The sequence below is a fragment of the Aquiflexum lacus genome (assembly GCF_015476655.1).
Taxonomy (GTDB): Bacteria; Bacteroidota; Bacteroidia; order Cytophagales; family Cyclobacteriaceae; genus Aquiflexum; species Aquiflexum lacus.
Genome location: NZ_JABFHF010000031.1, coordinates 1 through 24,957 on the forward strand (window position 1 = coordinate 1; position 24,957 = coordinate 24,957).

Consider the following 24,957-nt stretch of genomic DNA (forward strand, 5'->3'; position numbering starts at 1 on the left):
TCATGTCTCTGATATGCTGGTTTTCGGCCAGTACTTTGCCGCAAAAATACTGTAACGCCCAGTCTGTGTTGTAGCGCTCCAACAATTGCCTGTCACTGGTGTTGAGATAGGCCTTCAGAAACATGAGTGCAAACATGCCCTTGCCGCCAAACCAGCTTGGGGCACCTCTTCCCGAGCGTTCTTCGGGAAGACAGGAAACAAGATCATCCCAGGGGATGGAATCATGTATCTGGCCCAACAATGAATTCTTGAAAAAATGATATTTTGGAGAATATCCGTCGAAGTCTTTGAAAAGAGGAAGCTGAATCATAACTTTAATTGTATTTAAGTCTGCAACCTTAAAATACAAAAAAGAAAACCCCGGAAAAAGCTAAAAACAGCCAAATTCGGGGTTTTTATGTTATGTTTTTGTTAAGTTATTGACTGAAAATCAGTATCTTAAAGGATTCTCAAGAAGCCCAACTTAAATCCGGCATCAGTGATATGGGTCTTAATCTGGTTCAGCATATTGATCACGCAGAGGCAGCCGGCAAAGTAAATATGGACCTCAATCCGACAGATGTATTGATCTTTGGCAATTCCGAAGTGGGGACGAAGCTCATGCAGGAAAATCCCCAAGTAGCCATAGAGCTGCCCTTGAAAATTTTGGTGTATAGGGAAGGCAATATCACCCGAGTGGCCTATGAAAACCCTAACCGTCTAATATATACCTACCAGCTAGACAATCAAAGAGAGGTGCTTACCAAAATGGAAGCAGTTCTGGAGAAAATTACCGATGAGGCGATCCGCTGAAAGAGTAGAGAAAATTGCATTTAATTTATTTGGTTGCAATTTACCGTCAATCTCTATTTCCCAAATCCTATAAATGGAAATCTAAAAAATTCCTACTTAACCATTTGTCATCAAAATCAATTTTGCACCATGCATTGCTTTCTTCAAGAACAAACACCTCTTCCCCTTTGGGTATTGTTCCGAGGATTGCGAAGTTAGTTCCGGGACCATTTCTAACCCTTAATACCTGCGCATTCACTGAGGCCCGGACGACTTCTTGTGTGAACCTGCCAAAAACCCAATGAGATTTACTGTTTGATATTTTTAGCCAATCTCCGTTTTCATCATACACTCTGATTATTGAACCTCGTTCAATTGGAGCTCTATCTGAAGCTGGGGGAAAAGCCGTACTTGGCCCTTTCCTTATATTTAATCGGCTTGCAGTCACTACAACATATTTGGACACATGATTGGTGGAATCACCGGGATGATAATTATTAAGAGCTTGGGAAATCAAAGGAAGGAAATTATTGACACAGTCTGCTATACTGTTTCCCCCAAAAAATCCGGAACCGGGACAAGACTTGGAATTGACAGGACTTTCTTTTCTCTCACCTGTGGCCAGGTCGAACCAGTGGTGGTAAATGATGCTGAATTCATTGATCGGCAGGTTGAATTTTTTGCAGAGCAACGCAGTGACCTGAATGATGGCGGTACGTTGTTCCGGTCTCATGACATCTCCGCCTTGATCAAAATTCCCAAAGCTTTCAATACAAATAGAACCCGCATTCTGTCCGAAGATACAGGCAGGTGTTGTTTCCAAAGATCTACCTGTGAGTATGGAACCATCTGGAAAAATTGTGAAATGTTGCCCAATATTCTGCCAACCGTTGTGGGCTACGTGGTGGTTTTTCATAGCCTGCTGTCTTTCAAAATGGTTATGACCATTAAATAGGGAGTAGTTTGGATTCCAAGTATGGTGTTGTTGGATTTTAAGGATTGTTCTGCCGAGCCTTTGCTGTTGTAGCCAAGGACTGAATTCAGCTAGATTCATTTTGGTAAAGCCGTATCTGGTATGCATGGGATAAAAATTAGAGGATTATCATAATTTAATTCTGGTTTATAATCAATTTTTATTTCACTCCTCAAAATTAGGTATGGTGCTGGTATCATGAGGGATTTCTTTTGAAGCTTCTTTGGCCCAGCCAGGTTGATCTGCTTCAGGTTTTGATTTCCATTCTCCATCTTCTCCGTATTCAAGTTCTTTTAATTTTAGGATTAATTTATCTGCTATGTATTTCTCAGGCTCAAGTTCTACTTTAGATTCATCTAAAGTATTTTTATATCTTACCTCTACTTCATATTGTACTATCGAACCTTCTGAGAGGACAGCATTCTTAGCCTTTCTCTCCAAAATTTTATTCATATTTGAATTTGTCTTTTTGGAAATAGGAGTAAGGTTCCATCCGGTATTTCCAGGGCCGTGAAGCTTGTGATTCAACAAGTGACCCTCAACAATATAATTTGGATATTTGGCTTTTAAGACTTCCCCTAGACCGGTTTTGATGGAAGGTTCACTTCCGGCATACCCGCCGGGATCGAGGCTTAATGTGGTTGCATTTAAATGTGCCCCCATCAGATATTTCCCGCTTCCTATGGTATTTTTCTCCGGAATAGTAGTGCTGGGAATTGGAACTCCTCCAATTTTTTGAAGTATATCAACTATTTTTCCGAATTCCTCTTTAATGATTTCGCCTTTATTTATTCCCTGACCATGTCTATTTTCATCTATTTTTTTGGAGTGAGCCTGTAGCTTTTTCAAATAATTCGAACTGATGGACTTTCCATTCCATTCTTTGTCCGCCAATATTTTCTTGAGTGTCTTAGGGTCTCTACTGGCTACCATGATATCAGCTTCCTCTGATTCATCTTGGAAGAATACTTCATGCTGCTCCCCATTGGCTAAAGTGAACCTTTTCCTAAATCCTAACCAGCCCAAGATTGAATCTGCCGCATCCCTTCCCATTTGCATCAATGCACCACCGGCTGACAGTGCCTTATCAATCAACCAATCAATCGCAGCATTTACTTTTTCCCGAAGGGCTTCAATCATTTCTCCTACTTTCTCTCCAAGGCCTCTCAGTCCAACTTGGTTTGCCAGAAAACCTATGATGACCGGAATAGCCCTTGCCATTGCATTTTCTAGGTAATTGGCTGCATCTCCTATGCTTCCTCTTGCTATATTTGCCACCCCTGCTACAAATGAGTTTACAATCTCAAGCATCGCACGAAGCTTTTCGATGAAAGATTGGACAGCTCGATAAAAGGCAATAAAACTATTCACAACGGCCATTATTCCTGAAGGATCCAGCATGGAAAGTATCCTCGCGGTGACTTGTTGGATGATACGTGTGATGGTCCAATTTTTCACCTGTTCAACTACCATATTCCATAAGTTGCTCAACTGTTCCTGCACGTACTCCCAAATGGCAATTGGACCTCTTTCCCACACATCTTTGATAAAAGTCCAAATCCCGGAAAGTCTGTCCAATGCCCCCCTTATCTGATCCACACGCTCTTGTCCAATTTTTAATGCCAGTCTGCTCCAGATATTTTCCATAGTAATACCAAGCACATTCAATACAAAATCCAGGATGGATTGAAAGCTCATGTCTGTTGGTGGGTCAATGCCCGCTGTAGCCAATTCTCCGAAAAGCCAGTCCCTTAACCCTCCCAACAAATGGTTAAGAATGTTTTCAAAAAACTGAACAAAGCCTTGTTTGACGGCACGCAGTAGGTTTTTTATAAAACCAATGGGATCATTCTTGATATCTTCAAATGCCTGGGCAGCATTGGCAATAATACTGTTGATGGTGTCAATGGGGAAATTCATGATTACCAACAAAACCTCGACGATTATCCTGACAATCCTTACAATGAAATCAAATAGACGTAAGATAGGCGATGATAGGGTTTCAATGATCCTGACAAATGCCCCGAAAGGATTGAATACATCATCTATGGTAAACGAATCCCACAATCCAATGAACAATCCAACGATATACTGCACAGTAAATCCAAGTTCCTCCACTGCGGCATCAATTCTGGAAGTGGTCTGTTCAATAGCCCCTGTTTGTTTCATTTGTTGAAACTGTTCCTCCCCTCCGGGTAACAATCCCATAAAACCACGGATCACATTTTCCGGGTTTCTTTCTACCACTTCATCCGTGAAAGGGTCTTGACCAAGAATGACGGTCATCAAATGGAAGCCTTGTTGTTCACGGGCAAATTCCGAAAGTTGGGACATCAATGCTTTCTTGATGATCTCTAAAACTTTGATAGCCACATTGACCGCAAGTACAAAAACGCGTGTGGTAAAGGGTTCAAAAATGGCGATGGTTCTGGTAAAAGCGACTAGAGGATTTCTCAAATCATCCAATGAAAAAGCATTCCAAGCGGATTCAAATAAACTTTTGATTTCAGCAAAACTAAAATTGAGATTGGCCAATTCAGTGTCTATCCATGCTGCGGTTTCCTGAAGGGTGCCCTCCTCCTTCATTTTTTCAAGTTCTTTTTCTTTTCCAATCAGGATCAGAAAATCTTCGATTTTTTCAGCAGTTGTGGAAGTGACCTCTTCTCCTGTTAATGGATCACTGCCCAAAAGCTTGGTCAGCAATGGATATCCCGGGAATCTGTCAGCAAGTAACCTTAAGCCTGCCATCAAAGCATCTTTGATCAATTCAAAGACTTTATCTTTAACTCTTCCTGCAAAGCTGACAATATCCCGGAACAGTTGCCCAAAAGTTCTTTCCAGTATCCTGATGTTCGCATCCCAACCGGAAAGTATACTCATTTCATCCCATGCCTGTTGTAAAGTACTATCTAGCCTTGCTGCAGAAAGATTTAAAGATGACATTTCTGCCTGTACCCACGAAAAAGCATTTTCTATAATATTCAATTCCGAAAGTTTGTTGAATAGGAGTGTCCCAAATACCGGTATAAGTCCCAAAAGCCCTTGCAATAGGTTCGGGCCATTTCTTTCCACATTTCTCCCTGCAATAGGATCATATCCAATGATTAAGGTCATAAGTCCATATCCTGGAATGAAGTTGGAAAATCTAGCCAAACCCTCACGGGCAGCCCAAGGCAATCTTTGGACTTTTGGTTCTGTTTGACTAATAGGTTGCTGAGGGCTCATCCGTACAACAGCCCCTTGCTGAACGGTATGGGTAAGTTCATGGGCGATCAGGTGTTTACCTTCATTGGTGTGGGGCTGGAATTGGCCTTGGTTGAAAAAAACATCATTTCCATGTGTGAAAGCTTTGGCACCTATTTGATCGGAAATGCTGGCTGCGGTGGAATCATTGTGAACCCTGACTCCCGAGAAATCAGCCCCGATCTTATAGCCCATTTCTGTTCCAACGGATTTTGGCAGTGAACTACCGCCTCCTTTCTTTGCCAGTATTTGGGATGAAGTGTTGGAATTGAGCTGCATCCCTCCAGCATTGGATTGGACAATAGGCTTCATTTTTATAGTTTCCTCCTCCTCCGCCCCGGTTCCCATAAACAAGGATTCACCTCCTGGCATCATTTGCACCATTTCTTCCTCTTCGGTACTCATTTGGATCCCTTCTTCCAAAAGGGGCGCCATTTGTATGGGATTAGGAGGAGTAGAACTTACAGACGGTTCTTGAGGTCCGTTCCATTGAATGACTTTGTCGGCTACCGAATTCGCTTCCTGTTCGTATTTATCATTGACTGCACCGACTTTTAATGTTGGCTGGACATTGATTCTCCCTGGGGCCTTTTGTGGCTTTGGGTAATTAGAAGTCGATATGTCAAGTGCCAATGCCATGATAAATTATCAATCGTCATAAGGTGAGTCGCTTTCGGCAATGGGTGTTTCTGAGAATCTTCCCCTCCATCGTGCCTGTCTGATCATCCTCAGGATATTTTCATTTTGTGAGACTGCCTCATTGTATATGGCTTGAAGTTGTTCCAGATTCGCCAAAGTTTCTCTGTTGATTCCTAAATAGTGGGCTACATTTCCCTGAATGGCTACGATTTCTTCAATACTCAAATTGGCTGTATAAAACATATAGTTTATCCCATATCCTGCTTCAAGATGACTTAGTAGCGAGGATGCAGACTGTATATTCCTTTGGAGATGGCTTCTTAATGTCAAGGCGAGGTCAATATTAAAACTGCTTTCCAAGGTTTCGTTGTGGTAGGTTTGAAACTCGTTGAAAAAAGCATTTATGGCATCGATTCTTTGAGCAACATTCAAATTCGAATCGATAGACCTTGCCCTTTCCATGACTATAAATTGTATCTGAGCTCTATGGGTTCTGTAATTTCTGACGTGGCTCCCCAACCTTGTTCTCAAGATATCCATAGGTCTTAATCTCCTTCCGGAGGATACTTGGGCGAAAAAGCTTTCAATATCCTGTCTTTCGACTGGAACTATGGGCATGCTATTGATCGAATCCCTCAGTGCATCAAATGCCCAACCGATTACAAATCCAGCACCAAGTCCAGTAGCCAAACTTCCAGCTTGATTGAGGACAGGGGCAGAGGTTACTACAGACGGTCTCTCGACCTCCTGTTTTTGAATTGTCGGTACAGCATTGTTTTTTGCTGAACCCTGTTTGACTACATGGGTCAGTTCATGGGCTAACAGGTGTTTGCCTTTTGTTGAATTGGGTTGGTATTCACCTTCATTAAAATAAATGTGGTTTTTGTAAGTAAATGCCCTTGCCCCAAAAGATTGACTCAACAATGTGGCATTTTTGTCATTGTGTATTCTAACATTGGAAAAATCCGAACCCATCGCATCTTCCATAGTTTCTTTGTCCTGTATTCCCAGTGGCTGACCAAATTGGCCCAATGAATTGCCGGAATTGCTTTCGGAGGACAATTCAGGTGCCATCATTATTTCAGGATTCTCCAATGGCTTCATTTGAATCTGATCTTCATCTTTCAAAGTTGTCATTGATTCTGGTTTTTTTTTATATGAGTCCATTTTCACTACCCCATCAGCAACTTCATCCGCTTCTTTTTCAAATCGGTCGCCTTTTTTCCAAACTTCCGGTTCGAGTTGGTTTTTGAATCCCCATCCTTTCTTTTTTTTTCTTTTATATACCATCATGACTGGATTTACATTGTCCTACCTGCCTTATAATATTCTCTCCGCACTCCCTCATTGATATCCTCCAAATGGATGGTTCCATTGCCTCTTTTGAGTGCTACTAAAGCACTGTGCTGTACCACATTGATGATGGATCCTCCTGCCAGTTCATAGTTTTTTGCTAAATCCTGTAAATTGATCCGGGACTCCAACTTGGCCGCTTTTGGAAAACTCTTTTCCCAGATCTTCCTGCGTTCTTCCGCCCGTGGAATGGGGAAATGGATGGAAGTCTGAAACCGCCGCATAAAAGCATCGTCAAGATTGTTTTTAAGATTAGAGGCCAATATGACCAGGCCATTATAGTCTTCAATGCGCTGCAAGAGATAAGATACCTCCTGATTGGCATACCTGTCATGGGCATCAGAAACGGAGGTTCTCTTGCCAAACAGTGCGTCAGCCTCATCAAAAAACAAGATCCAATTCTTGTTCTCGGCCCTGTTGAATATCTTGGAAAGATTTTTCTCAGTTTCTCCAATGTATTTGGATACCAGCTTGGAAAGGTCGATTCTGTAAACGTCTATCCCCACTTTTTTGCCCAATAAGTTAGCAGTTAAAGTCTTTCCGGTTCCAGGCGGGCCATAGAACAGTGCCTTGTACCCGGGTTTGAGTATTTTTCCCATTCCCCAATCTTCCATCAATTGGTCTTTGAATTGAAGCCAGGTTTCTATTTCTGCCAGTTGTTTGGATGTGGTGGGCGGGAGTACCAAATCCTCCCAGTCCATTTGGGTGGTGAGCAGTTGGGCGGGAAATTCATTGCTGAAAGTTGGTTTTCTTTGTTGGCCTGTGGTGATGATATCCAAAGACTCCTTGGAAATTGTAAGTGTACCATTTAAGAAAGGTTCATCAGGTTCTACTTCCCCGAGTTTGAGGATTTGGGATTTAAAAAGAATGTTCTCCGGATCAAAAAGCTTGGAATATTCAAACCTCTTTTTGAGATCGCATCCAGCAAGGATAAATAAAATGGTAACACCAGTAGGAATAAAGCCATTATGGGATTTTCCCTGCTTTCCACCAAACTCGGTGTAAACTTGGTGGGTTTGACTGTTTTTGGCCATAAACATATCCAGAAGTTCCGGTTTGATATGGGGAACGGAAGCAATGATGACCAGAAACCTTTCCAAAATGTCCAGTCCATGCTGCTTCACAAATTGCGCATAGGCCGATTTGCTATTTGACAAATCAGGAGGCGGAATGTCCAAAACATCATTGTATTTTCCAGGCTGCTTGCTGTTCATAATGGAGCGTGTCTTTAGGATTTCCCTAAGCCAGTCAATTTCCTGTTGGATATCATCCGCATTTTGTTTGAGATCTACCATTCTACATACAGGGGTTTAGGCATCCAGGGAAATTTGATAAGTGAAATTCCCCATGGAAGCTTGTCAAGGAGAACATCAATGGTGATTCTTTCAGTCCGGACGGAGAAGTGCCGTTCTTTCTCTTCAATCATGCCGGGTCTCAATAGAAAAGCTTTTCGAAACCCATCGACTGAAGTGCTTTTCAGGGCTTTCCAAGAAGTTACCGCATTTTTGAGCAAATGATCGGCTTCTTCTATTTCTTCTTTGGTTGGGTCAAAGCTAAGTTCAACAGCTTCTGACCATTCAAAGCCGCAAATCGTCTTATTCAATAACAAATCAATTTCATCAAAGCTTGTCTTTTGATCTATAAGGTATTGGGTCAATAATAAAGCCCTGTTTTGAGCTGCTTCATTGATAAATTCTTTTTCATGGACCAATCCCAAACCCTTGAAAAAATGGGGCAAAAATGGAGTAAGGATTACAAGACCTGCATTCGGAATTTCATAGGATTGGTTTTTCTCTAGTTGATCGGATGCGATTTGTTGGGCTAATTTTGGTGATTTATTGATAATCTGGTTTTTGTCATTGGCAAGCGTTGGTTTTGGTTTTTGAAAAATTGCACCTGATTGCCAATTCTTTTTCCAGTTACTCAAATTATTTCCAAAATATCGCTTCAATTCAGTTGAAGAATACCGAGGTTCAGCTTCTAAGTATCTGAAAAATAAATTAAGCGGGTCATCTTCTTTTTTGAGGTTTGGATCTTTCTTTTGATTGAATAGTGGCTGAATCCACACCTCAATAATCTCGGATATCAGGCTTGATTTTTCCGATTCTGTGAGCTGGGTATTGGTTAAAACCGAATATTCCTTTGTTGATGTACTTCTCTTTTTCTTTGCAAGTAATAGCCTTTCTGTAATCTTTGTTTGTTTGCTGACGAACCCAAAAAAAACTGTCCAAAGAGAATGGATAATTTTGGTTTTTCCTTTTAAAGGATGCCCAATTTTTTTTCCTATTCTTTCAAAATCCAAGGATAATTTATCCAAGAAGTTTTTAATCTGTTCGATTCCAATTAGTGCCTCTAAATCAGAATTGGGGAAATTATTAAGCAATCTTTTTCTAACTGTTTCTATACTTAATAAATCAAAAAGATGCTTCCTCAACAGAATCCCTGATTCAGATAACAATTCCGATAAACTGCCCTTTCCCTGTTTGGGATTGTAGTTTGAAGCCCACCAAGGTCTATAGCCTTTTTGAAGAAAAAACAGAAATGCCTCAATTTTGGCATCCTGTAAACTTACAGAAACCCCACTATCAGACAGGTTTTTCAAGGACGTTGAAAGCGTAGATTTGGATTTTGAAACGCTGGTATTCTTTATTTCATGGATTTTGGACAAAACTGCCTCTACAAGCAACTTTTCCAATTTTTCCCCCAGATTTTCCTCAAATTTTTCCAATCTAATGGTACCCAAATCGATGTCAATTTTGTCTATCAGGTACATTTGATCGGGTGGGATCAATTTATCAAAAATACCCGTCATGAGGGGGACAAGACTGCGTTGAAATATTTCTACCAAGCCGTGTTGGTTTTTAAGTGCCTCATCTTTTGATCTAAATGAAGTCTCAAAAACCTGTTTTTGGATGATATGCGCAAAACTTCCATCCATTACCTACGGTTAAGTATGTTGTTGATCAGTGTGTCTTTATTATCAGATGACCTTACATTTCGGTTTAAGTCAGATGCTATTTCCCTGAGCGTATTATTGGTCAGCAAACCCAACTCTCTTTCGGTCAAAGCAACTCTTCCTGCCGAAGGATTCTCAAGGGTAAAATCGCCTAGATCAAGCCTAATATCTCCCCGGGTAATTCTATCTTCCTCAATCCTTGATCTTTCATTCTCGGTAATTCGTGAATCTGGTACTATGATCAAATTCTCTCTCCGAGCATTATCACGGCAGTTTTCAGCTTGATATGCTAATATGGCCCGTCTGATTGCCTGAGGGTTGGCATTTGGACTTAATCTTACACCAATACAGTTTGTTAATACCAACCATGCGGCTTGGCTATTTTCTGTGATGGATTCCAATAAACTGTCTGGAAAGCCCCCAATTCTTGATAGGGTTGCTGTCAATAGCAGGTAATTGTTGATATCTTCAGCGTTCTCATTTAAGAACCTGAATTCTGGAATTGCCAATTGAATATTCCTTAAACCCCAACACTGAAGGATTTCTACTGGATAGCAATTACTCACAAAGGGATCAGAAGCAGGTCCACAATTGCGGTTTTGATAACCTAAAAATGCCTCCAATATTGCACCCCTTTCCGTAGAGTCGATGGATACACCCAAGATTTCCAATAAAATCAACCATGGTTCAGGACTGGAATCTATTCCTAATTGGAGAACTGTTCTAGGAAAGCCACCTGTTCCAGCCAAAGCTTCTTCAAATGCTTCATAAAATCTATCCCTTCTTAAGTTCTCTTCAGATACGCGATATGGGGTTCTTTCCAATGCCTGTATCATATTATTTTCTTCCCAACTTCTCAGTATCTCCGCGGTGTAGCACCTCAAATCCGGCTGGGAAACAGATTCCATAATCACTTCAATGTTTTCCTGATTGCATATGTCTATTTCCTGGGTAGTGAATCCAATAAAAGAAAATACCAACGTCTGGCCCGGACTTCCTAAATCGATGGTGAACCTACCTTCCACGTCCGAAACTGTGCCCCGGCTTGATCCTATTACAATAATACTCGCTCCCGGAAGTCCTTGTCCATCTGGGTCTAAAATCTGTCCGGTAACTCTGGTAACCCTACATCTTGGCTCGGAATCGGTACCACAATTATCCCTCTGGTACCTGAAAATTTCCTCACCCATTTGTTCATAATCCATGATTGATGGATCGATGCCAATGGCTCGAAGCAGTGACACCCTTGCACTTGGGTCTTCCAAAATACTTCCAAAAACCTCATCTTCGGTAAACCCTCTGGTTTCGGCAAGAAGACCTAGCAAATGCTCAATCCGTTCTTCATTTGAATTGAATCTGTCTGGACTCACCCCCCGGTGTTCCAAAGCGCCGTTTACAAATCCAATTCCCCAAGTAGTCAAAATTTCGATGCTATAACAACCGGTCCGTCCTTGCGGGTCCTTGACCAAAATGGTCACTTTACCCCTGTCGGAGTCGCCGGAAACCCTGTCGGTAATGGAATAAAAGAAAAAATCAACTCCACTAAAATCACTTGGAGGTTGGTATCTGAAGCCACTGTCAATTTGCTCAATACTTCCCCCTTCTGCGGAACTTCCATCTCCTGAGAATTGCCAATCATTTCCAAACAGCCCCCTGTCATTGAGATGAACCCCTATTTCAATGGCGATATTCATCAAGGTAATGGCATAATCAGGCCGTGCAAAAGGTGATGGCCTATAGCCTGTTTCCTCTTCCTCATTGCAAGGTGGAGTACAGCCTTCATTGTCACAGCACTGGTAAGGCAGTGCAAAATCCCCGATTACCTGTTGGTTGTCACCCTCAAACACTACTACAAAAGTCCCACTCTTGGGTACTCCTGCCAAGTGTTCCATTCCCGGGTTTTGTTGAAGATATGCGGAAAAGAGAGTTGCCCTTCTCTGATAATATAACCTTCGGTAATAGCTATAGTGTAGCCGAAGGAATTTGGTGAAAAACCATAAATCCAAAAACCGGAACAGAATAGGCGATAATCTATGCAGCATTCCATTGATGATCGGCAGTTCCCTTTCGGCACTTTCAGCATCTACATTGATGCTGTCCAGTAGTCTGGCGTCTATCAAAATCAGATCAATGATGGCCTGTAGAGACTCTTTATATGCATCCTGAAAGCTTTCAAAATCCAGGTCCTCAAGGCAATCCGGTAAGCGATTACTGATTTCCCTGATCAATTCTAAAATTTCCCTCAATCTTTCCAAAAGGTCAAAATCCGCTTCAACATCCCTTTCAATCACCTCCATTTCTTCCAAAAACCTGTATATTTCTTCCAAATCCTCAATTGTAGCCACCACAATGGATCTTTGAACCCTGTATTCCTCCTGCAGATCATTGAATCCGCAGCCTAATTCCATTTCAGGGCCGGTGTAGCTGTCATCTAAATGCAGGGATTTTACCCTAAAGGATAGATTGAACCGAGTCCTTAATTGACTGATCTGATCCAAGACTTGGTTTCGGGGTTTTCCCAAATGACCCTCAATTCTGAAAAACCCAAATCTGTCAATATCATAATATAAAGGTGTTTCTAATTCAGATCTTTGGGTATCGCTATTTTCAGCCTGATTGTTATAACCCGGAATATCAATGTTCTGAGGCCGTCCTTCATTCTTCCAAAAATCATAATCCCAATGTTTTTCCAAATGGCCATGAAGTACCAATTCACTCCGCTCTTTAATATTGTAGTAATAGGGGATGCTTCTCTTGCTAAAGCTTTCGCTCTTCTCAAGACTGGGGACAATCTTGATAGGATAGTCCGTCTCTTCTCTGTTGACAAACTGGTTGAGGTCAAACTTCTCTACCATCATTACTAAGCGATGGTGCAGGGAAACTACTTTTTCGATCAGGGATTTTTGAAGGTTGAAAACCGGAGGCTGTACAAAACCATGGCGGTAGTCGGTTGTTTCCTCGGGTGTTGCTTCAAAAGGAATAGCCTTGCCGAGCATCAGGTGTTTGGGAAAGAGGGAGCTGTCTGCACAGCAAATGCCTTCTATTTCCATTGCATGCTGTCTGAATTCCTCATACGCCAATGCAAGGTCTTTCAAAAAGCCATAAAAGTATTGGATGCCTTTGAGTTGATCCAGATCACTGCCATCTTCCTCTAGATAGCTAACCCAGGTATTTCTGAGATTGGTGATGAGATCTGCGGTTATTGGGTTTCTGAAGTTATAGGAAATGGACAACAAGCCTTCCAACGCTACATAACTCTGCTCTAAGGCTCCAAGAATCTCTCTGAAAAAATCCGGATAAATTCTGTTTTTATAATGGTTTGAAAAATCCCTGTAATTTTGGCTATGAGGATTGGTAGGGTCAAAAAGTACCCTCGGAATGTTAAGTTTGGTAAGATTTGATTTGGAAGGATAAGCTACCGGGACATTGGAAGACCTTTCCAATATGCGGTCGAGGTGTTCCTTGGTCACCATGAGTTTTCTGATTGTAAAAATCCTGTCTTTTCCCCTGTCATCACAGGAATTGCCCAGGCAGGACTTTAGATCCTGATCAAAAATTTCCAGAAAAAGCAGTACAAATTTATCTCTTAAAAAGTTGAGTGGAGGGGTCAATGGATTTACTCCTGTATCATCTTCAGGTACCTGTTGTAGAAGTTCATATAAAGTCACATCCTGATCAGGATATCCAAATGGCCTGTAGTTGACCCCTTCGGGCAATTGGTATTCACGATAATGGGTACATCGGGATTCCCCAAGGCTCATCAGGAATCCTTCAGAGCTGATACCAATTCCTTTGGAAATGAGGATATTGTTGCTGCGAAAGGAAACTTCCAACCCACAGACTATACCTATTCCTATCAACTTGGAGCGTGTCAGACGGCCTTGCTGATCAAGGTAGGCCGCCATTTGATTGAGTTGGGAGCTAGTAAGTACCTGACTGCCTTCGAATATGGGATAATTTTTGATGACGTTACTCATGGCTGTGTTGTTTTTATATTTCTCCTAAAGCAGAGTTGTTGAGGATTATGGAATTTTCCAGGTTTTCATCTTCATCACAATCATGCAAGGTGCCAACCGGATATATGTTTCTAAGGGATTCCAGAACTTCAATCAATATTTGGAGGGCTTGGGATATGTTTTCCTGATTTTTGGGTTCTTTTAATTTTTCCCAAAGCCAATTTTTATATGCTTGCTCAAATGCGTCCATGTGGTGGAAACTGACCCAACAGATGGTCAGGAAAACATGTGCGGGTGCTTCTGCCCTCAGTTTGTTTTCCAGAAGCTTTCTAAAATCGGTATTGGTAAACCTCCCGGGCCAATAAGGGAGTACCACATGTGCCATGCAGGTGTAGGGATCTTCAAGGGCACATTCACACGTTTCATCGAGGTTGATGGTCAGAAGTTTGTCTGTAATCTCGGGGCTATTGTTTTTGGGCCTTAAAAGGATATGCTCAATCAGATGCATACCTTCACAGCTAAGAAAAGTGTCTCTAAAAAATGCAATCATATTACTGATGGCAATTTCTTCCATTCCGCCCAATACAGTAATCGTAGATCCTGATAGCCCCATTATTCTGTATTCCTTTGGCAGAACTATACTTCCTTCTATAAATTCGGTTCTTAATATCTGTTCCAGGAAAACGAGTGTATTTCCATCTTCTATCCTGATCTCCAAAACAGTAAGCTGATTGGTCCGGGTTTCACCGATATCTTCCCAGGAAATTGTAAGGGAATCCCCTTTGGCGATTTTTTGCAAAAGGTTACCTTCAAATAAGATGGTTTTATCTATCAAGTTAACTTCAAGGATGGTCAGCGTTTCCTCTACTTTCCAAAGACCTGTATTGGCACCTGATGCCGGGGTATCATTCAATTCAATTTGAACATTCGGGCCGATTGCCTCCAGATTTAATATTTCAAATTCTGAACTTGTTCCATTTGCGCATACAATGGAAAAAGTTTTGTTGCTTCCGGCCTGCCAATCATCTACCAAACTTTGATTGAAATCAAATTCAGTGCTGCTTGCCAATAAGACACCATCAAAAGGGCTCTTGATATGGAAGTGATATGGGGAACTAAAGGGGGCAGGATCCAAAATGTAACCACGTCTGCTGCCAGCATGGAAAGCCATTCGCCAAACCAATTCCCGCATTCGTTCTTCTGCCCTTTGGGTAAGGTAAGCTTCATCGACACCTTCAATGGCTTCCTCACTGTATTCACCTTCCAAAATCAAAAACTCAGGGTCAGTATTGAAGGGTTGGCTGTAAAATCGGTAAACCAGTCTAAAAGTAGGAGGGGAAGCAGCTTCATCTATCTCAATGGAATAGTTGAGATAATTCATCAATCCCGGCGTAAGATTTTTGAGGTTGGATTGAGGGTTATTGAAGAATTCTGATTGGAAAATAGCTATCACTTCATCGATGACAGCCTGTGCCGTAGCTTCATCAGCAAAGTCGGAAATGGTACTTTCGGCTAAGGGTATTGTTTCGCCAAGTAATACAAATCGAAAGACACCTTCTGTTTCCTGAATCTCAAAATGCTTGGAAAACAATCCTGAAATAATTGCCTTTTCAATGTTGGATTTGGTATCCGCCTCGGAATCAAAAACTTCAGAACTTTCAATCAGGATTTCATTTGTATCATTTTCTACATTCCAAGACCATCCGCTGATATCTTCTATTGCATTAAAGTGATTGCTGAAAAAGAGTTTTTCGGCTGTTTTTTCTCTGACCCCCATCATCAATGCAGTTCTTTTTTCCAGACCGGAGCTGTTTTCCTGCGTCCAAAAAAGATGTGGGTTGTGGTAATCAAATGCCTTTGCCCGATTGGCACTGATCCATGGGTATTTTTGAAGAAAAAATAACTTGTCGGTCAGTAATCTTCCTCCGCCCTCTTCTCCAAGAAGCCTTCTGGTGAGCCGGTCATAATCCGTGAATTTCTCGGCAAATCTTGCGATCAAGTGATCAAGAAACCTATTTCTTCTTTTCTGGAACTGTTCACTGGATTCTGTGATTTCCTGTAAATGTTGCCCGTGTGACACTGTGTCCTGATAGAGGTCATGGGCGTTTGGAACTATGTCAAGTAAAGATTGCGAAAAGTATGTCTTATTGATCAGGAAGTTTCCAAATGCATCCATTTGGGGATCCATGGAAAACAGATCCCGGACATGCCCCAATTGGGAGAGGAAATTGGCCATCAACTGGTCAAATACCATCAAATAGCCCTTCAATTGTCTTGCCCTCGCTTCATCAGGTCTGCCCTGTGTAGGTGGCATTAGCCCTGCTTCACCAATGCCATACACCAAAGGGAATTCATTTTGGACGCTGATGTATTTTTCGGGATCCATGTAAGTGCCTCTTGGAGGAAGTATATCCATGGCAGGATACCTGATTTTCTGGGGTCTTTCCTTCCTTCTCATTTCATCAAGAAGGTCCTTTACCGTAAGTTTTCTGGCGATGAAGGGAAGCTGTTCCTTATAATAGGTTATTTTGGAAAGGTCTATATTCAACCTTGGAACATAGTTTTGTTCAAATGCCAGGTGAAGGCACCATTTTACGCTTTTGGAAGGAATATTACCTGACTCATTGTCCTGAGGTTTGTTGGCGATTTGGATACTTTTGACTGCCGCCACACCCGGAATCCCCATGATGATCTGAATAAGGTCAGAGACATGAAGTTTTTTTCTTCTATCGGCCTTGATCAATTCTTCTTCATCGATAAAACCATGTTTTAATATTGGTCCCTCATACAATTTTTCGGTGGGGATTTGAGGTACATTAACCTGTCCCACTTTAAACAAACGGTCCTCTTCCTGTACGATGTCTGTGGAAATTGGCTCTTTTACCAGAATCTCCCATTGATTTTTGCTTTCTTCAGATGGCAATATCCTGACTACGCTATAGCTGCCTTCATTTTCGGAAGAACCTTTAAAAACCAGTGAACTGTTTTTTTCTATCGAACTATTAGCATATTCCCCAATGACAAATTTGTTTTCAGACTTCTTTACAGACAATACCTGAATGCCCTCTGGTTGGTTTTTTTGCAACATCTCCTCTCTCGTGTAAAAAAAGACTGTTGGAGAAAGAAAATTGGCAATCTCATAATAGATTTTGGCCTCTGTTTCTTCTATTGGTGCTTCAGGCAGCAACTCAATATCAGCACAGACCAAAATCTCCTCTACCCGCAGGGCATTGAATTCAATAAAGTCCTCACAGAGATTTCTTTTTGCCTGTATTTTGGATTTGACCAAATCCAAAATCTCTTCAATTTTCGCAATCTTTCTTTGGTAAAATGCCACCAATCCATCATCCAACACGCCAATATAGTTATTGATCAGATCCGTGATGGATTCAAGATCGTCTATGGACCCCAGGCCTTCGGGAGTTCTTTTAGTGCCCGTTATCTCTATAGTTTTATCTTCATTGATGCTGTATTCAAGCGTGTAAATGGAGGGGAGGTTTTGGAAAAAGAGTTTGGTATTTATAGAGGCTTGCCAAATGGCAGTTCTGTCTGCCCAGTCAATGTCAGGATTATCCCAGCGCGGGAATTCCATCAAAATGTCGATGACCAGTCCACTCAATTCAGGATGTTCATCTACCGTAATTGACCTGCGAAGGCTATTGTCATTGAGATCCCCGAAAACATCACAGTTGTCAAATTCCAGCAATATGCTGTACAATATTTTTAGATCAAGAGGCTCTTCAGTAAGGGGTTCAGGGCTGTAATCTAATTGGCCTTTTTTTCGATTGACAAATACATCTACCTCAGGTTTTTTTTTCTTCTCAATCCATGCATTTTTGACTCCGGCATATTTGCAGCCATCGTCTTCGTCGGAAACCACCTCAGTATCAATCATTATTTTCCGGTAATCCTGAAAAGTGACCGGGCCATTTGGGAGAATCTGCGCTGCTGTAAAAAATTGTGGGTAGGGGGAGTTTTCATCAGGCCTTGGGGCAAGCAAATCCTTGATTGGGAAGGAACTCCTGTAGCCCAAATCGGTGAGCGCATAGCACAGCGCTTCCAAGATTGTCACCCCGGGATCATGCGAATTGTAGTCAGTCCAGATCTTGCCTGAGATACTTTGAAGGTATTGCAAAGCTTCCGTTCTCAGAAATTCAAAATCCTGGCTTTTGGCTAAACTTTCCTTATTCGATATGGTCAATGGTTCTTCCATAGATTTAGGTTTCAAAAGTATTTTCACCTTCACAACATCCATCATCATCGGTGCTCGCTATTGTTGCTATCGGTCGGACTTCGTTGTCTTCGCATTCGCAGTCATCTGTTTCAAGGACATTGATGTTATGATCCCCATAATTGCCCAATTTCCCTACTGATCCCAATATGGACACACCCGTACTGGCTACGGCTTCCTCTACTCTGATTTTACTATTAATTTCTCCGGTTACTGGATTTTTGATGATATGGTACATGTCAAAACAGGTGACATAATCCACATAAGGTCTCTTTTCAATGAAATTCAAAATCACCGAAAAGTGGATTTTGCCTCCAAACTCAATTTCACTTTCTCCTTCAAATGCCCATGGGGAAAGGAAAGCTTTTAAATCATCCTCCAATTGCTTTCCATAAAACCCATTGTCAAAACCTTGCAGAAACTTCACATTTGTACTTACTTTTATTTCCTCATAGAGAGGGTTTACAACATGGAGTTCTACACAGGGTGAATTGATCTTTTTCAAAAAATCAGAAATCTCCATCAGTCTGATCAAACTTGTTTTAGGCCTTAGAGGATCAACGGCGTTTTTATTCATCACATTGGAGACTATCACCGTAGTCACATGTAAAGGAGCTAATGCCGAATATTTACTGAGGTCTCCGGTATATTTGGTATGGTTGAGGGTTTTTACCTTGTACACATCCGGGAATTCTTCCAAAACAAGATGTTCATAATCCCATCTTGTGACTGCCCTGTTTTTGTGCCTTAGTCTTTCGGAGATTCTCGTGTAGAACCTGCTTTTTTCCTCTTTTGCATTGCCGCCAAAAGAAGAGTAGGGTTGTTGCAGTTTGGAAATCCCGGGATCTCCTGTTTTGAGTTTTGAGATGGTTTCTGCCGAAAGGGCATTCTTATAATGCTCGGGGTCATTTTGATTGTCTGAAAAAACAGCTGAAACTGCCTGGGCGTATATCCCAATCAAATCCGAAATAGCATCGGAATCCCTTGCTACGGAAGCTTTTATCCAATGCAGGTTATCTGGTAACTTGGTGTTCTTATCAGTGGCATTCTTGGGAATTGCAAATTGGATGATTCCTGACCGGAGCAGTCCGCTGGTTCCATCTGAGAGAATATTGAATTTGTCAAAAGGTACCCAGTTATTATTGGACAAATAGCTCCATTGGATAGGTAAAGGTTTTTTTTCAGGGTTGGCACTTCCCTCGGCCACTTTGAAAAGTACGGATAGATTCTGGCCTGGCGAAAAATCTGAAATTCCGAGGAATAGATTACCTTCATTTGGATATTGGGGGAAGAGATATGCTTCTTGGATTTCTCTTTTGGAAAGTCCAAATGCCTCAATATGGAAAAACTGTTCGGACCCAGATTCCGAACTCATCAAATCCACTGAGGATTCATAATCCAGTGAAACCGATTTTAATTCTGGGGTGTAAGGTTCTTTAGGGAAGTTGATATTAGCTACAACTGCTTCAGGTTTCGCTGCTTCGATAGCCGCTTTGGTATAAGCAAGCGGAAAATTCCTATGGCCAAAATCGGAGCCTGAAAGGGTCAATCTTATAAAACCATTTCTGCTATCGGGATTCCACGATACAAATTCTTCCAAATTCCAATCTCTTTTGTAGGGAGAAAAATCAACCCCATTAAGGCTGATGGAATGACTGTCCAATAGATTATTTGTACCAGAAACGCTTGAAAATATCTCCTCATCTGAAACCAAGGAAGACCATGATTTTTTATTCAGGATATCGATATTGACTGTGAAATCATCATTGTTTCTGTTTTGAGGGCTTCCTTCCGGAGTATAATGTTCATAATGGTCGTCGAAACTTTCCGGAAGTCCATGCCAGGTCAAATGAAGTTGGAGGTCATCGAGTTGTTTACTGAAAACCTCTTGACTGCCGATATAAAGGCTGGAACCTATGGAGGGCCGGTTTCCAAAAGGCAGGATATTTTTCCCTATAGGAAGGGTTGCATTGTCATTTTGTAAAACAAGTTGTTTTAGCTCTCTTACATAGACATTTAGATCAGCACTTTTGATCTTAAGTTGGCTCAATGCGGGATAATAGGATTGGTCAAGACCTTTCACAAAGTTTACTTTCATGATAGGATGAGCGGTCTCAAATCTTTCCTCCAACACTTCTCGATCGTACCCGACAATAGGTTCTTGTTCCCGGTTGATTTTTACTCTGATCACCAACTCAATGGATCCGTCAGGTTTCTCGCTGAAGTATGCGTAAGGGTTTCTTCCAAAAGTATATATCAGGTCATTGATTTTGTCAACGCCCACACCTCTGACAGCCCTGACTTGTCCAATATTGGTGAAGCTTGAAATTTCCTCTCTCCTTCTCAAGATGTTTTTTGCAGTGATTTCACCTATTTCATACCCTTGGGGACTGGCACTGAAACCGGTTCGGGGATCATCATAAACGGGTCCCCTCCCGGGGTAACGACCTACGATATCTTCCCAGGAACTAATATGGTTGAGAAAATGAAGCACCCTCGATTCCAAAATGTCCATGTCTTCTTCTTCCTCCCAATGCATGGCTTTGATCCAAGAGTCTTCTCCGCTGAATTCTACCTCAAACACCCTGTAAATCGGTATTCTGAATATTTCATCAATATGGATCGTATTGGGTCTTTCGAAATTGATTTTCAGTGTTATTTCTCTTCTCCCTTCTTTCAGCAACAATATTGGTGAGGCAATGGCAAAACCAATGTTGGCCTCTTCTCTGTCAGCAGCGGGATGGTTTGAAGAGGTCTGTCCGAATGTTTTCCATTTCTTTTCCAAATCCTCCAATTCTGCACCAAGTCCATCTTCTGAGTTTGCTATGGGAGAAGCATATAATCTTCCTTCTAAATCCCTGTATAAGGCTTTTATTTTACCAATTTTGGCTTTGTTCGCCACAAGATCCCTTTTCAAAAGGTATGACCTGTCTTTTCCAAGATCATCTTTTCCCGCTTTGAGAGCAGTTCCCTTTTTCACCAAGTGTTGGTAGACATGTTTGGCCAGTTCAAAAATGATATATACCTGGTCGGGGACAGGATCTTTTTCCTGAAGCTTCAAAACTTCCCGGTAGTAGAAGTCCAAATGTCTTTGCGTGATTTTGTTCAGTTCCTGCTGTTGGATTCTGAACAACCTTAGAAATGCCATCCAAAGTGCAAAGTGTGGTTCGGTATATCCTTCCTCGTCAATCTTTTGTTCGAAGAAACTGACCCAATCTCCATTTTTCAGGTTTTCCCTGTTAAAAAAACTAATCTCTTCTGAATATGCCAAGGCAAAACGTTGCAAGTCTTCGATTTTTCTTTCGTCGACTTGGACATAGGAAGGAATCAAAGATTCCAGTCTGCGTTGTTGGCGACTGGTTCCTTCACCTGTTGGGAATGGATTGCTATGACAGTTTCCTTCACTCATAGGTTGGTTGCTTCATTTAAATAGAAAGGGAAAACTAAATTCCTTCTGTTATTGGTAGCAATGATATTATAATCTACAGAGACCTCGATTTTGCCTTCTTTCGGAAGTGGCCTCATGTCAATCTCATCTACTTTGACTCTTGGTTCATGGAATAAAATGGCCCGTTTAATCCTGTTGATGATGATGCTTGCGGTGGTCACATTGATGGATTCAAAAAGGAGGTTTTCCATATTGGCACCATATTCGGGCAGCATGACTCTTTCCCTCACACTGGTATTGAGGAGGATGATAAGGCTTTGTCGGATATCCTCTTCCTCAGCGGCCAAGGCTACATTATTTGCTCCTTTGTCAAAACTTACCGGAAATGCCCAGCCTCTTCCCAAAAATGATTTTTCATCAGCCATGATTATCCTATTAATACCGTAAATTCTCCCAATATGATGCTACCTCCATGGGCGGTAGAATCCCCCATTCGGGCTGCAGGCATTCCTCCAATCAACACCGTGGCGGATCCTGCTATAATACTGTCAGGTGGACCTGTACAGGTAGCCATGTCGCCTACTCTTGCAGCAGGCATTCCCCCTATCAGTACTGTAGGTTCTCCCGGTGGAAGTATTGGCCCGCCTACGTGAGGCACTGTCCCTGTGACCATAGGGCAAATATGCATATCGTTGATTCTTGCTGCCGGTTGTCCCATAATTGTTAATTGATTTGAACCAATGAACCTTTGACCACTGTCATCGCACTGGATGAAAGCTCAGCCCCTCCTCCTCCTTCGCCTTTGAATTCAGCGTCTGCTTTTGCGCTGACATTCATTCCTTCTATTTTGATGTCGCCACTTGCCTTTAGGATGATGTCCTTTGCACTTTCCAAGCTGATACCATCCGAATTCAGTGTGATCTTATTGCCATTTTCATCTTCAATTGATACACCTCCCTTTTCTTCAGAAATGATGATTTTATTTTCACTTTCAGTTTCAAGCGTGATGCTTTTCACTTCATCATCAAAGACCAATTTGGATTTGCCTTTGGTGAAAATACCTTTTTGGAAATTATCATCTTGGGGTTCTAAGGGAGTAGGTTTTGAGCTGCTGTGCATCTTCCCGAGGATGACAGGATCACGGGGGTCTTCATTAAAAAAACCCACGATTACCTCATCTCCTACTTCGGGGTAAAAAAATGTTCCCCTTTCTCCCTCCCCGGCATCAAGTGTGGACAATCTTGCCCATATTCCTTCTTCGTCCAGGCTGATAAGGGGTATTTTTACTTTTACCCGACCTTCACCATCCGGATCATCCTGAATGGTGGTGACAATGCCCTGATGCAGACCCCGAATAGGTGCCACCAATCCTGAAGCAGGAATATCAAGCACATCATCATATTGCTCGAATAGCGTTTTTTGTGACAATCCTATATCCAGGTAAGTATACCATTTGATTTCTGTGGACATTTCGTGGTATACGCCGGACACATAGCACTTGCCATTGAACCTTGTGCCAAAACCGCCAAGATTGATCAAACTGCCCGGCTTGATGTCCGCAAAACCTATGATTTTTAATCTTCCCTGTATTTTTGAAAGCCTGCTTCTCAGCAATTTTGCGTCTGACCAGTTTTGTAATTCATCATCTGTAATGTGGCCTGTGTGCTGAAGTGGGAAACCGGCCAACCCGATCACATCTGCCAAGTCCCGTCCTGAAATATTTCCCGGCTCTTCAAATCCCGGCTCTTCGGATTCTTTTTCGTTGACTTCCTGATTGATGAAATTCCAGGTTTTACCGGTCACATTTGAGAATTGATCCCTCGCATCAATTTGCCCGTCAAATTCCAGGACATTGTCACCAAATACCAGATTAAGCTGTGATTCTATGCTAAAATCAGGTTTTTTCACTGTGATTTTCCCATCATCATTGAATACCAACATTCCGTTGACTTCAGCCCTGGAAACCAAAAAATCCCAATCTGAAATAAAATATTGAACCATCTCAGCATGGTTGGTATTGGTTCCCTCCACCTCAGCATCTATTCCATAGCTGCCGATAAGTTCTTCGATAATGTCCGAATCGGTGGTCTCAAAAAAGTATTTGTTCTTTCGGCCAACTGTCATTTTGATGGCTTTGTCCTTTAGTTCCAACACTAATTTGGAAGCTTGATCAGCTTTATATTCCAAACCGTGCCTGATGATTATTCCTTTAAAAATGGTATCCTCCAGATTGTTATAGCCAGCCTTTATTTCTATTTCCTTACCTGGCAAAAACATGTTCCCGCTACTGAGGAAAAAGTCTTCTTCTGCCAGGTCACCATCATGGATGACCAATCTGGCCGAACTGATTTTATTGATGTTTTTGGTCACTGCCACCAAGCTTACCCCTATGGAATCAGGCAATTGTTCGCCTTCGGAAAAAATCTTGAAGGTAGCCAAAGTAGGATTTGACTGGGTGGGAATGGTGCGACTGACAGGTACTATAGGCATCGTGTTTTATTTTTTAATAGGAGGGAAAATCAATTCCTGTCCCTGTTCCAGATTTCTGAAGTTTTTCAATAGATTGACTCTGGCGATTTCCATGTATAATCCGGGCTTGCCATATATCCGTTGACACATAATCGGAAGTGTATCGCCTGCCATTACGGTTCTTTTGTGAGTCATGTCAGGAGAGTTTTTGGCTGCTTCAGCAGCCTGTTCCTGCCGGGAAAGTGTCTGATCAAAGTTTGCCGAAATGGTCGCCCTGATGGGCAGTCCTGCGGAATTGAAGAGTTTGTAATTAATAGTGCAATCTGCCAATACTCCCCTGAATTCGTAGGCACCCCAATTGATTTGAAGATAGTTGGGTTTGTGGGTTTCAGATTGGATGTTTTGGGTAACATGAAGAAACCGCTTTATGGCCCTGTCTACATGTCTATCTTCTTTGATCAGCGCATAAGCTGAGGTTTTGTTGTTGCTGATTGAATCTCTGTTGATGCCGTTGTTCGCTCCCAGGTAGTCGAGGTTGACATCACCAGGTACATCATCTCCCGGAGGAGATGCAAGGCTGGCATCAAATAGAAATTCAAATGCAACCGCATCGGATTCTATAGTTCTGAATTGATATTGTTTGCCATCTACTAGCCCAGTTTCAGGAATCCATTTGGATTTGAATTGCTGGCTGAATGTGGTTGGATTGTACATAACCACATAGGTTTCCGTGGAAACCTCGTAGGTATCATCTGTGAAAGCTGTTATTTTCAGCTTTTCAAGACCTCCCATTGGAGAAAACAAATCTTTCAGTGCCATCTTTTACCTTTCATTTTTATCCTTGATCAATTTGGCCAATGCATTTAGGCCTTCGATCAAGGCATTTTCTGTAGCATTTTTCTTACTGCTTCCTTTGCTGTTTTCATTGGCAGAGGTGACAGTAGTTCGGACAATCAATTCTTTGATGATAATTGGCAT

At 41.8% G+C, this 24,957-nt stretch carries 15 protein-coding genes; 1 reads left to right on the forward strand and 14 read right to left on the reverse strand.

Annotation, left to right across the window (positions count from 1 at the left end; all coding sequences use genetic code 11):
- Positions 1-310, reverse strand: a 310-nt coding sequence (locus HMJ38_RS20905; protein WP_228780184.1) for a transposase, incomplete at its 3' end; no start/stop codon positions are given.
- A gap of 173 nt (positions 311-483) precedes the next feature.
- Here HMJ38_RS20905 and HMJ38_RS20910 point away from each other — a divergent pair.
- Complete coding sequence (locus HMJ38_RS20910; protein WP_194976393.1) at positions 484-792, forward strand: DUF302 domain-containing protein; 309 nt, start codon at positions 484-486, stop codon at positions 790-792.
- A gap of 67 nt (positions 793-859) precedes the next feature.
- Here the strand turns inward: HMJ38_RS20910 and HMJ38_RS20915 are convergent, their stop codons facing one another.
- From HMJ38_RS20915 to HMJ38_RS20975, 13 genes are read right to left on the reverse strand one after another with little or no spacing between them, the layout of a single operon-like run.
- Positions 860-1,852 carry an SH3 domain-containing protein gene (locus tag HMJ38_RS20915; protein ID WP_194976394.1) on the reverse strand — a complete coding sequence of 331 codons (993 nt, stop codon included), beginning with the start codon at positions 1,850-1,852 and terminating at the stop codon, positions 860-862.
- Between the two features lie 57 nt (positions 1,853-1,909).
- Positions 1,910-5,626 (reverse strand): eCIS core domain-containing protein, encoded by a 3,717-nt coding sequence (locus HMJ38_RS20920; protein WP_194976395.1) that lies wholly within the window; start codon positions 5,624-5,626, stop codon positions 1,910-1,912.
- 9 nt (positions 5,627-5,635) lie between these two features.
- Entirely contained in the window at positions 5,636-6,919 is a 1,284-nt protein-coding gene (locus tag HMJ38_RS20925; RefSeq protein WP_194976396.1) for an eCIS core domain-containing protein, read from the reverse strand.
- A gap of 8 nt (positions 6,920-6,927) precedes the next feature.
- Positions 6,928-8,274 carry an ATP-binding protein gene (locus tag HMJ38_RS20930; protein ID WP_194976397.1) on the reverse strand — a complete coding sequence of 449 codons (1,347 nt, stop codon included), beginning with the start codon at positions 8,272-8,274 and terminating at the stop codon, positions 6,928-6,930.
- Positions 8,268-9,917, reverse strand: a complete 1,650-nt coding sequence (locus HMJ38_RS20935; RefSeq protein ID WP_194976398.1) for a contractile injection system tape measure protein — start codon at positions 9,915-9,917, stop codon at positions 8,268-8,270. Before HMJ38_RS20935 ends, HMJ38_RS20930 begins: the two co-directional genes overlap by 7 nt.
- On the reverse strand, positions 9,917-13,912 hold the full coding sequence (locus HMJ38_RS20940; protein ID WP_194976399.1) for an Ig-like domain-containing protein: 3,996 nt from the start codon (positions 13,910-13,912) through the stop codon (positions 9,917-9,919). Before HMJ38_RS20940 ends, HMJ38_RS20935 begins: the two co-directional genes overlap by 1 nt.
- Before the next feature lie 13 nt (positions 13,913-13,925).
- Entirely contained in the window at positions 13,926-18,104 is a 4,179-nt protein-coding gene (locus HMJ38_RS20945; protein ID WP_194976400.1) for a hypothetical protein, read from the reverse strand.
- A gap of 4 nt (positions 18,105-18,108) precedes the next feature.
- The gene (locus HMJ38_RS20950; RefSeq protein WP_194976401.1) at positions 18,109-21,531 is read right to left on the reverse strand and encodes a baseplate J/gp47 family protein; all 3,423 of its coding nucleotides are present in this window, start codon (positions 21,529-21,531) and stop codon (positions 18,109-18,111) included.
- Positions 21,528-21,935 (reverse strand): GPW/gp25 family protein, encoded by a 408-nt coding sequence (locus tag HMJ38_RS20955; protein ID WP_194976402.1) that lies wholly within the window; start codon positions 21,933-21,935, stop codon positions 21,528-21,530. Before HMJ38_RS20955 ends, HMJ38_RS20950 begins: the two co-directional genes overlap by 4 nt.
- A 2-nt stretch (positions 21,936-21,937) precedes the next feature.
- Complete coding sequence (locus HMJ38_RS20960; protein ID WP_194976403.1) at positions 21,938-22,228, reverse strand: PAAR domain-containing protein; 291 nt, start codon at positions 22,226-22,228, stop codon at positions 21,938-21,940.
- A 5-nt stretch (positions 22,229-22,233) separates the two neighbouring features.
- Positions 22,234-24,000, reverse strand: a complete 1,767-nt coding sequence (vgrG, locus tag HMJ38_RS20965; RefSeq protein ID WP_194976404.1) for a type VI secretion system tip protein VgrG — start codon at positions 23,998-24,000, stop codon at positions 22,234-22,236.
- A gap of 6 nt (positions 24,001-24,006) precedes the next feature.
- A complete protein-coding gene (locus HMJ38_RS20970; protein ID WP_194976405.1) occupies positions 24,007-24,798 on the reverse strand; it encodes a CIS tube protein in 792 nt (263 codons plus the stop codon).
- Positions 24,799-24,801: 3 nt separating this feature from the next.
- Positions 24,802-24,957, reverse strand: coding sequence for a DUF5908 family protein (locus HMJ38_RS20975; RefSeq protein WP_194976406.1), 156 nt, complete (start codon positions 24,955-24,957; stop codon positions 24,802-24,804).